The organism is Rheinheimera sp. (assembly GCF_020217005.1).
Lineage (GTDB): Bacteria > Pseudomonadota > Gammaproteobacteria > Enterobacterales > Alteromonadaceae > Pararheinheimera.
Map to the genome: position 1 here is coordinate 1 of NZ_JAIWOI010000087.1, position 10000 is coordinate 10000.

Below are 10000 nucleotides of genomic sequence, written 5' to 3' on the forward strand. Positions count from 1 at the left end.
GAAGCCGCCACAACCAGTGCTTCGTAAAAAATAAAAAAACATCCAGGAACACAAAAACAAAAAACAGACTGACCGGAACGCCGGAAGTTATTAAAAAACTTTCGGAGACTATGATGTCAGCTCAATACACTCAATATTACGGTTTACACAGTAAAGCCAGAACCAGCCCAACCCGTTTCTACAAAGCCTTTCAACTGGCCAGCCTTACCGCAGCTTTGTTGGTCAGCTTACCCAGTCAGGCCGGTTTCCCGAGCATTTACGGCAAAATTAATGTCAGTGCCCAGCAGTACAATTTCGAAAAGCTAAATTTCGCTCAAACCACGCCAGCCACTACTCCGGTCAGCTATCTGCATACTGGAGCGACCAGCCTGGCTGATGAACTGGACAACACCTCTGTCGAAAGCAACGCATCGCGTTTTGGGATTCGTGGTGATTTAGACGTGTCTGCCGATCTGAAAATCATCTATCTGGTGGAATACGGCATAGACGTCGACAACGGTACCAACAGTAATAGCCGTGAGCTGACCCAACGTAATATCTACGCAGGTTTGCAAGGAAAATGGGGGACCTTACTTATCGGCAAAAACGATACTCCGCTGAAAACCCTGCAAACCAATACGGTCATACGCGGCGACATCGATAGATTTAACGACGCAGCGCTAGCCGATATCGGCAGTTATCTGGTTGGTGAAAACCGCGCTGATAACGTCATTCAATACAACTCAGCTATTTTCCTTGAAGGTTTCGAATTCAGTTTTGCCGCTATTCAAAGCGAAGAAACAGGCATAGCAGTCAACGCCAACAATCCACAGGATGACAGTGATTTAGCCAGCGGTTATTCCAGCGCTTTAACTTACGGTAAATCCAAATGGTTTGTTGGTGTTGCCATCGACAGCAACGTGGCGACCACTGATGCAGTCCGGGTGTTAGGCGAAGTATCTGTTGGCCCGGTGAAATTAGGGGCTATTTACCAAACCGCTGAAGCCCATAAAGACACAGACCGTATTGGTCCTTTCTCGACTTTTGTTGGCTCCCCGGTCTCCACTGCAGGTGCACAAAATGGCCTGAACCCTATCAGCGAATGGGACGGTGCTTCAGGCAATGCCTTTATTGAACAGGATGGTTATGTGCTGAACGCGGCATGGAAAGTCGCAGGCCCATGGACAGCCAAAGCTCAATACGGCAGCTCAACCTCAACACCAGCCAACAGCAGCTACGGCGATGTGGATCTGACGGCTCTGGCCCTGGGTGTGGATTACAAATTAAGTGACGCCGCACGGCTTTACAGCTACTACGCCCAGTTAGAAACCGAAGGTGACAGAGCCATTGGCACGGTAAAACCTAAAGACAGCACTTTGGCTGTTGGTCTGGATTTTAGATTCTAAACCCTATTTAAACAGGAACATTCTATGCAAAGCATCAAAAGTAAATTAGTACTGGCCGCAACAGTACTGACCTTAAGTTCAGGCTTAATGGCCAAAGATATTACCTTACTGAATGTGTCGTACGACCCGACCCGTGAGCTGTACCGGGATTACAACAAAGCCTTCTCGGCTTACTGGCAGCAAAAAACCGGTGATACTGTCAAAATTGAACAATCGCACGGTGGTTCAGGCAGCCAGTCCCGTTCTGTGATTGATGGCTTAAGAGCAGATGTAGTGACCTTAGCTTTGTCCGGCGACATAGACCCGCTGGCGAAAATTGGTAAGTTACTGCCAGAAAATTGGGAAAGCCGCTTAGCTGACAGCAGCGCGCCTTACACCTCCACTATTGTGTTTCTGGTGCGCAAAGGTAATCCAAAAAATATTAAAGACTGGGACGATTTGGTCAAAGAAGGGGTGGAAGTCATCACGCCGAATCCAAAAACCTCAGGCGGCGCCCGCTGGAACTATTTAGCAGCCTGGGCTTATGCCGAACAGAAATACGGCTCCGATGACGCCGCCAAAGACTTCGTTGGCAAGCTGTTTAAAAACGTGCCTGTACTGGACTCAGGCGCCCGTGGTTCAACCACCACGTTTGTGCAGCGTGGTATAGGGGATGTGTTATTGGCCTGGGAAAACGAAGCCTTTTTGGCAGTGAATGAATTAGGCAAAGACAAGATTGAAATCGTCGTGCCGTCTTTGTCTATTCTGGCTGAACCTTCTGTCGCAGTAGTGGATAAAAACACTGAAGCCAAAGGCACCACCGAAGTAGCTACAGCCTACCTGCAGTATCTGTACAGCAAAGAAGGTCAGCAACTGGCAGCCAAACATTACTACAGACCTCGCGACAAAGCAGTGGCAGCAGAGTACAGCAAACAATTCCCACAACTGAAGCTGGTGACTATTGCCGACTTTGGTGGCTGGCAAAAAGCCCAACCAGAACACTTTGGTGATGGCGGCATCTTTGACCAGATTTATAACTAGCCAACACAACAAACAAAAAAGCGACAGTATGCAGCTGTCGCTTTTTGTCATATTCCCAGAAGTAAGCAGAGCTGCAGCGCGGCATTGTAGGGGCAGGGTTTATCCCTGCCCGCCTGGCGTCAGAATCAAGGCGCCATAGGCACAATGCCGACAAAGCTGCAGTTTTATCTACAAAAGGGATAACCACAAAGGAGGATCCTTGCAGTGACCAAATCATCCTGGCTAAAACCCAGCGTATTACCCGGCTTTGGCTTATCCCTGGGCTTTGCCACCTTTTATTTGAGCCTGATAGTGCTACTACCTTTAGCCGCTTTATTGGGCCATAGCCTGACGTTAAGTTGGGCTGAATTCTGCAAAGTAGTAGCCAGCGACAGAGCTATCGCCAGTTATCAGCTGACTTTTGGCGCCTCTTTTGTGGCCGCTGCTGTCAATCTGGTGTTTGGTCTGATAGTGGCCTGGGTGTTAGTACGCTACAACTTTTTTGGTAAAAAGCTGATTGATGCCTTAGTCGACTTGCCCTTTGCTTTACCTACAGCTGTAGCAGGCATTGCCCTGACAGCTATTTATGCCCCCAATGGCTGGATAGGTCAGCACTTAAACGCTTTGGGCATTAAAGCCGCGTACAGTCCATTAGGTGTGACTTTAGCGCTGATTTTTATTGGCCTGCCTTTTGTCGTGCGCACAGTGCAGCCTGTACTGGAAGACTTAGAAAAAGAAATTGAGGAAGCTGCCGCCAGTTTAGGCGCCAACCGCTTACAAACATTCTGCCGTATTTTATTCCCTGCCCTGCTGCCGTCATTGTTAACAGGTTTTGCGCTGGCATTTGCCCGTGCTGTAGGTGAATACGGTTCTGTGGTCTTTATCAGCGGCAATATGCCAATGAAAACTGAAATTACGCCGCTACTGATCATGACCCGCTTAGAGCAATTTGATTATGCCGGTGCTGCAGCTCTGGGCTCAGTGATGTTATTGATTTCTTTTATTTTATTATTGCTTATTAACCTGCTTCAACACTGGAGCAATCACAGACATGGAGCTAAAGCATGAGCAGCATCCCACTCGTTTCCCCTCATCCGGCCGCTGCAGCTTTACGTACAGCCACCACTGAGCCTCTATGGGTCCGTTTGCTGCTGACCTGCATAGCGCTGTTATTTCTGGCTTTGTTTTTGGTGCTGCCGCTTTTTATTGTGTTTAGCGAAGCTTTTGCCCGGGGTGCTGAACTGTACTGGGCGTCCATCAGCGAACCTGCTGCTTTACATGCGATTAAACTCACGCTGATAGCAGCAGCTATTGCCGTGCCCTGCAATGTGGTTTTTGGTTTGGCGGCCAGTTGGGCTATCGCCAAATTTCAGTTTAAAGGCCGGCAGCTGCTGATCACCTTAATAGACCTGCCAATAGCCGTCTCGCCTGTGATTGTAGGTTTAAGTCTGATGCTGATTTTTGGCGCAAGGGGTTATTTAGGTGACTGGCTGATGGATCATGAGGTGCGCATTATGTTTGCTGTGCCTGGCATAGTGCTGGCGACTATTTTTATCACCTTTCCTTTTGTCGCCCGTGAGCTGATTCCATTGATGCAGGAGCAAGGCCGTGAGCAGGAAGAAGCCGCTTTAACTTTAGGAGCAAATGGCTGGCAAACCTTTTTCCGTGTCACTTTACCTTCAGTGAAATGGGCTTTGTTGTACGGCGTGATTTTAGCCAACGCCCGCGCTATAGGGGAGTTTGGAGCTGTCAGTGTGGTTTCTGGGAAAATTCGCGAGCAGACCAATACTATGCCGCTGCATATTGAAATTTTGTACAACGAATATCAGTTTGCCGCCGCTTTTGCAGTATCGTCTTTATTAGCTTTATTGGCTTTAGTCACCCTATTGCTGAAATCTCTGCTTGAATACAAAGCGGCCAAAGATTTGGCCCAGGGCCGCTCGCACTAACCTCTACTCAGCCTGCTAGCTGCGGATTTCGCAGCTAGCTGGGGTATCTGCCAGAGTTTTTGCAAAAACGCTGTCGTCTTCCAGCTTGTTCTGAGCTACAGCTCCTATCAGCAAGCCTTCCTGTTCAGCCACTACTAAAGCCACCATGGTATCGCCAGTGACATTAGTGGTGGTGCGGGCCATATCAACAATACGGTCAATCGCAGCAATAAAGGCGATACCTTCCAGCGGTAAACCCACCACAGATAAAGTCACGGTCAGCATCACCAGCGCAGTGCCTGGTACACCAGCTGTGCCTAATGACGCCAATGTCGCTGTGCCAACAATCAGCAGATAATCAATCAGCTGCAGTTCAATGCCATACAGGTTGGCAATAAAGATAGCGGCAACCGCCGGATAAATACCTCCACAACCATCCATATTTATGGTGGAGCCCAAAGGTAAGACAAAACCAGCATAGTCTTTGGACACTTTCAGATCTTCAGTCACTGCTTTGTAACTGGCCGGTAACGAGGCATAACTGGAACAGGTGCTAAAAGCGACCAGTTGCACAGGGAAGACGGCTTTAAAGTAGTCAGTCACTTTCATTGCACTGAAAAAATGCACAAAACCACCATAGGTCAGGCTGATATGCAGCAAACAGCCAACATAAATAGCCAGAATAAATTTGCCCAAAGGCAGCAGCATTTCCAGACCATAAGTACCAACCACCCAGGCGATCAAGCCAAATACCCCGACAGGAGTAAACAGCAATACCAGACGGGTCACTTCAAACATCATGTCGGCGCCAGAGCGCACCACAGCAAGCATAGCTGCGCCTTTTTCGCCTATATTGCGCAGCGCCAGTCCCAACAGAATGGCAAACAACATCACGGGTAATACCTGGCCCTGCGCCATAGCTGCTATTGGGTTGGCTGGTATTAAGTCCACCAGCACCTGACTGACCGGAGGTATGACTTTTTCAGTTACCTGGGCTGCCACTAAATTCTGGCCAGTTTCAAATTGAAATGCCGTACCTACACCAAGACCTATCAGACTGGCAATCAAGGCGGTCAGTAAAAATAGCCCCACAGTTTTACTGGCAATACGACCTAAGCCTTTGCCTTGCCCCAGTGAAGTAATACTTAAAATCAGACTAAAAAACACCAGTGGGATCACCAGCATTTTAATAGCATTGATATAGGCAGTTCCCAACGGCTTTAGCAGCAACGCATCAGTACCTAAGACTAAACCCGCAATCACGCCCAGTACCATGGCAACCACGACCTGTTGCCAGAGGGCAAATTTTAAATTGATGTTTTTCATAAAAAATTCCACTGAAATAGCGGGGCAGTATAAGTGCTATACGGAGCCGGACCAATTCAGTTCAGTTCTAAGCAAGAACCAAAAGAAGCAAGACTTCAGTTTTCTGTCGCCACACTATGATATTCAATTTTGGAATATAAATAATATTTACACAAACATTTTGATCTAATAAATTGAAGTTGTTGCCGCATCTCAGTGTCAGCGAGTTGCAGCAACTACTCTGGTTTGTATGGATGTGAAATTCGTAGAGTGCAGGATGCACTATCCCCACTACGTTCTATTCCTTGTCCTGTTGTTTGCGGTCCGAAGTTTTTATCAACCTCAGTGACTGCCCCAATATACCCAAGTAACGGCAAGATGTAGAATTCAGCGGGAGATAAAAACCCTTTAGGCAAGGCAGCTGTCGGAAGCTTTAGTGGATCTAAAGCGACGACAGTTAACGCGGCATAAAGGGCTTTTAGACCCGCCATCAGGGAGTCGCCAGGCTGCCTTGCATTGCAAGCGCCCAGCGGCTCTGAAACTTACATCTTGCTGTCACTTGGGTATAAAGCCCTGTCCGTTTTGGTCAGGGCTTTTTTTATTCAGTGCCGGAACTGGCCAGACGAAAAGCAGGATCTGCTTTAGCATGGCTCCTGATATTGAACCGGAGATCAGCTATGACAGCCTTTACCCAATCTTTTTTCGCTTTACACCAACAGCCAGAACCATTGTTGCTTATTACTATCTGGGACCCAGGCAGTGCCGTATTGGCCCAGCAGCAAGGTGCAAAAGCCATTGGCACCTCCAGCGCCGCTTTAGCCTGGTCTTTGGGTTATGCTGATGGTCAGCAGCTTCCAGTTGCCGAGTTGCTGGCAGCGGTACAACGTATCCTGCGAGTGATTCAATTGCCTTTCACTGTGGATATAGAGCAAGGCTACAGTGATGAACCAACGCAAGTTGCAAAGCTGGTTTTGCAGTTGGCAGAGCTGGGGGTGGCAGGCATTAATATTGAAGATGGTACTGCAGATCCTGAACTTCTAGCGACAAAGATCCGCGCTTGCCGCATGCTGTTGGCCGGGCGGGAGTTGTTTATCAACGCCAGAACTGATGTTTATCTGGCACAACTGGCGACAGAAGCAGATGCTGTGACAGAGTGCATCAGACGGCTTGAGTTATACAAAGAGGCAGGAGCCGATGGTGCTTTTGTGCCTGGATTAACAGATTTAGCTGTGGCGAAGCAATTGAGCCTGCATTGCAGTTTGCCGCTGAACTTAATGGGCTGGTCAGAAAGCGCAACCTCTGCTGATTTAATGGCAGCGGGAGTGAAGCGCTTAAGTGCAGGCCCGGCGTTGTTTATACAAAGTTATCAGGCTTATCAGCAGGCAGTGATAAGCTTTTTGCAACCCACAGTTGCTTCAACGCCGGTGTTAAACTACTCAAAGCTAAATCAGCTGTTCAGCTAAATCCCCTCACCCAAAAAGACTTTGGTATAACGGGGCTTCACCCAGGCTTGTTGCCCCAGCGATAATCCCAGTTGTTTAAAACGATCCCTGGCCAGCTCAACATGGATCAGTTGCTGGCTGTCTTTGGCTAATAATTCCAGCCGGACATTGGGGCCTACTATGGTGATCAGATCGACTTTAGCTTCCAGCGCTTCGTCCACTGGTTTTAACAACAGATCAATTTCATGCGGCCTTACATAAGCAAAACCGTTTTCTTCCTGCTCGTTGCTAAACTCTGGCGAGGCGACAGACAACTGGCCAATCTCAGCTTTACCTTGTTTCACTCTGGCATGAAACAGATTCACATTACCTAAAAACTCATACACAAAAGGATTAGCCGGATTGTCGTACACTTGCTCTGGTGAACCTTGTTGCTCTATCCGGCCTTTGTTCATCACCACAATTTTGTCCGCCACTTCCAGTGCTTCTTCCTGATCGTGAGTGACAAACACGCTGGTGACATGAATTTCATCATGCAGTCGGCGTAACCATCGCCTTAACTCAGCTCTTACCTTAGCGTCCAAAGCGCCAAAAGGCTCGTCCAGCAGCAGTACTTTGGGTTCTACCGCCAAAGCCCGGGCTAAGGCAATACGCTGGCGCTGACCTCCGGAGAGCTGGGATGGATAGCGGTCTGCTGTCCAGTCCAGTTGCACCAGCTCAAGCAAATGCTGCACTTTTTTACGGATAAGCTCCGGCGAAGGACGGTATTTTTTCGGTTTGACTGTTAAACCAAAAGCCACGTTTTCATACACTGTCATATGTTTAAACAATGCATAGTGCTGAAACACAAAACCTACACCACGCTCGGACACATGGCGCGCGCTGATATCCAGATCATCAAAATGGATGCTGCCACTGTCGGCTTGCTCTAAGCCGGCAATAATACGTAATAAGCTGGTTTTACCTGAACCTGAAGGACCAAGTAAGGCGGTGAGTTCACCGGTCTGAATGGATAAACTGACATTATCGACGGCGACAAAGTCGCCAAATTTTTTATTGATTTGTTCTATTCGGATGCTCATAGTTGCGCTCTGAGTTCAGGTTGTCGCCAGCCCGGTTTGTGCGGTAGTGGCTCAACATCACTTCAGATCCGGTGGTCCGGTGCGCCGAAGCAAGAGAAAAAATGGATTCCCTGAGTCATTGCAGTTGCGGCAAGACGACCAGTGAATGAATCCCTATCAACACAACGACCAGTGTGATTGGGGTGATAGAGCTTGGTCAACACAGCAGCAGCTTCAAGTACGGCGGGTAGGTTCACTGAGGGACACAGTCTGAACCATTAAGACTAAGGTTTATCCAGACGTAGTTTTTCGTTTTTTTCCAACTGCACTAATTTGCCCTGATGAAACACCAGTTCAATAGAACCAAACTCAACCCGGCCCACCAGTTTTTCCAGTTTATCCAGCAGTTGGTTCAGCAAATCAGCAGATATTTCTTTTGCCGCCATGTGTTTTCTCCTTAAAGACATCTCTATGTCTCTAAGCATTAAAGCAGAGCTGGTTAATAACTTAAAATACTTTAAAGTAGCAAGGTTATACGAAAAGGAAATATAAGAGCGCGAAAATAAAAATGGGGTCAGATCACATTAGTTATGCGTAACTAATGTGATCTGACCCCATTTTCAGTAGCTGTTAGTGGCGTGGAGCTTCGTCGCCGTCGTCTTCGTCATCTTCGAAGTCATCGCCGTCTTCATCTTCGCCACCTTCAAAGTAGGTGCCCCAGCCGTCGTATTCCACACCAAACTTCTGCGCTAAGGCTTCCAGTTTGATCGCGTCTGCTGTGATGCTGGCGCCGTCCAGAGACTGTTCACGAATAGCGTCGAATACCCAGGCGGTGCCGCCTTCTTCAAATTCAACTTCTTCGGCGTCTGTCACTTCGTAACCTAATTTAAAGACTTCTACAGCCAGTTTTTCTAAACGGGCAAAATCTTCATGGTAAAAATGGTGTTCTATGGTGTATTCCGCATCCGGATCGCTGCCATCTTCCATCAATGCAGCTATGGTGTCTTCAGTAAATTCTTGCCAGTTTTCCATGATATTACCCCGTGACAGTCAATGAGTCGGCAGTGTAGTCGGTTGCCACTTCGCTATCAAGCTGCTTGATCTTATCTGCCATCTGTTGCCGTATTGTTTCAGCCAGTTCACGGGCCGGAGTTCCTTCTGGTTGGATTGGCGGCATAATCTCAATAATGACTCTGCCGTTATTCCATTTATTTAACTTCACTTTGTTGGTGCTGCTCATACAAATAGGGACCAGCGGCACATTGGCCTGTTGGGCTATATGAAAAGCGCCGGTTTTAAATGGCAATAAACCACGACCATAACTACGGGTGCCCTCAGGAAAGACCCACACCGAAACTTTATCCTGCACTATACGATCGACTGCGCCTTGCATAGTGCCCACAGCTTTGGATTTGTTGGCTCTGTCGATCAAAATGTTACCACTAAGCCAGTACAGCTGACCAAAAAATGGGATCCATTTCAGGCTTTTTTTGCCTATGGTGACAGTGCCAGGTAACAAGGCTTTGCTGATAGTGAATAAATCGTAGTTATTCTGATGGTTAGCTAAGAATACACAAGGCATAGCGGCTTTGACTTCGGGAGACTGACGCACTTCGACTTTTAAACCAAAGATCCAGGAAGCCCAGCCATACCAGGCTGAAAACAAAGCCACATTAGGGACATAAAAAGGAAGAACCAGACAGATCAGCAAACCCACTAAGGCACTGAATACAATAAAAATGGCGACCAGCACCAGACGTATAATGGCTAACACAAAAAAGGCCCCTGTAGTTTACAAGGGCCAGAGTATAACGGTTTGGCGCCATAAGTCTGGTTTGATCTGTTTCCCCCGTCGTACTTGACGCTGCAGCTTTGTTGAC

The 10000-nt window shown here is 47.9% G+C and carries 10 protein-coding genes; 5 read left to right on the top strand and 5 right to left on the bottom strand.

The features are described 5' to 3' along the window. Positions 1–113 precede the first annotated feature (113 nt). From LDL40_RS04235 to cysW, 4 genes are all read left to right on the top strand, one after another. Positions 114–1385 (top strand): porin, encoded by a 1272-nt coding sequence (locus tag LDL40_RS04235; RefSeq protein ID WP_300993899.1) that lies wholly within the window; start codon positions 114–116, stop codon positions 1383–1385. Positions 1386–1409: 24 nt separating this feature from the next. Continuing rightward, positions 1410–2405, top strand: a complete 996-nt coding sequence (locus LDL40_RS04240) for a sulfate ABC transporter substrate-binding protein (protein ID WP_300993900.1) — start codon at positions 1410–1412, stop codon at positions 2403–2405. Between the two features lie 204 nt (positions 2406–2609). Continuing rightward, positions 2610–3452 (top strand): sulfate ABC transporter permease subunit CysT, encoded by an 843-nt coding sequence (cysT, locus tag LDL40_RS04245; protein WP_300993901.1) that lies wholly within the window; start codon positions 2610–2612, stop codon positions 3450–3452. Then, a complete protein-coding gene (cysW, locus tag LDL40_RS04250; protein ID WP_300993902.1) occupies positions 3449–4333 on the top strand; it encodes a sulfate ABC transporter permease subunit CysW in 885 nt (294 codons plus the stop codon). Before cysT ends, cysW begins: the two co-directional genes overlap by 4 nt. Positions 4334–4348: 15 nt before the next feature. Here cysW and LDL40_RS04255 read toward each other — a convergent pair whose 3' ends face one another. Then, positions 4349–5638, bottom strand: coding sequence for a dicarboxylate/amino acid:cation symporter (locus tag LDL40_RS04255; RefSeq protein ID WP_300993903.1), 1290 nt, complete (start codon positions 5636–5638; stop codon positions 4349–4351). Between the two features lie 656 nt (positions 5639–6294). Here LDL40_RS04255 and LDL40_RS04260 point away from each other — a divergent pair. Continuing rightward, entirely contained in the window at positions 6295–7080 is a 786-nt protein-coding gene (locus tag LDL40_RS04260) for an isocitrate lyase/phosphoenolpyruvate mutase family protein (RefSeq protein WP_300993904.1), read from the top strand. Here LDL40_RS04260 and LDL40_RS04265 read toward each other — a convergent pair. The 4 genes from LDL40_RS04265 to LDL40_RS04280 all read right to left on the bottom strand — a co-directional run bounded on the left by LDL40_RS04265 (position 7077) and on the right by LDL40_RS04280 (position 9894). Then, complete coding sequence (locus tag LDL40_RS04265; protein WP_300993905.1) at positions 7077–8141, bottom strand: sulfate/molybdate ABC transporter ATP-binding protein; 1065 nt, start codon at positions 8139–8141, stop codon at positions 7077–7079. The two genes, LDL40_RS04260 and LDL40_RS04265, sit on opposite strands and share 4 nt — an antisense overlap. Positions 8142–8404: 263 nt before the next feature. Beyond that, a complete protein-coding gene (locus LDL40_RS04270; RefSeq protein ID WP_300993906.1) occupies positions 8405–8566 on the bottom strand; it encodes a YezD family protein in 162 nt (53 codons plus the stop codon). 184 nt (positions 8567–8750) lie between these two features. Beyond that, entirely contained in the window at positions 8751–9152 is a 402-nt protein-coding gene (gene rraB, locus LDL40_RS04275) for a ribonuclease E inhibitor RraB (RefSeq protein WP_300993907.1), read from the bottom strand. 4 nt (positions 9153–9156) lie between these two features. Beyond that, a complete protein-coding gene (locus LDL40_RS04280; protein ID WP_300993908.1) occupies positions 9157–9894 on the bottom strand; it encodes a 1-acylglycerol-3-phosphate O-acyltransferase in 738 nt (245 codons plus the stop codon). Positions 9895–10000 lie beyond the last annotated feature (106 nt).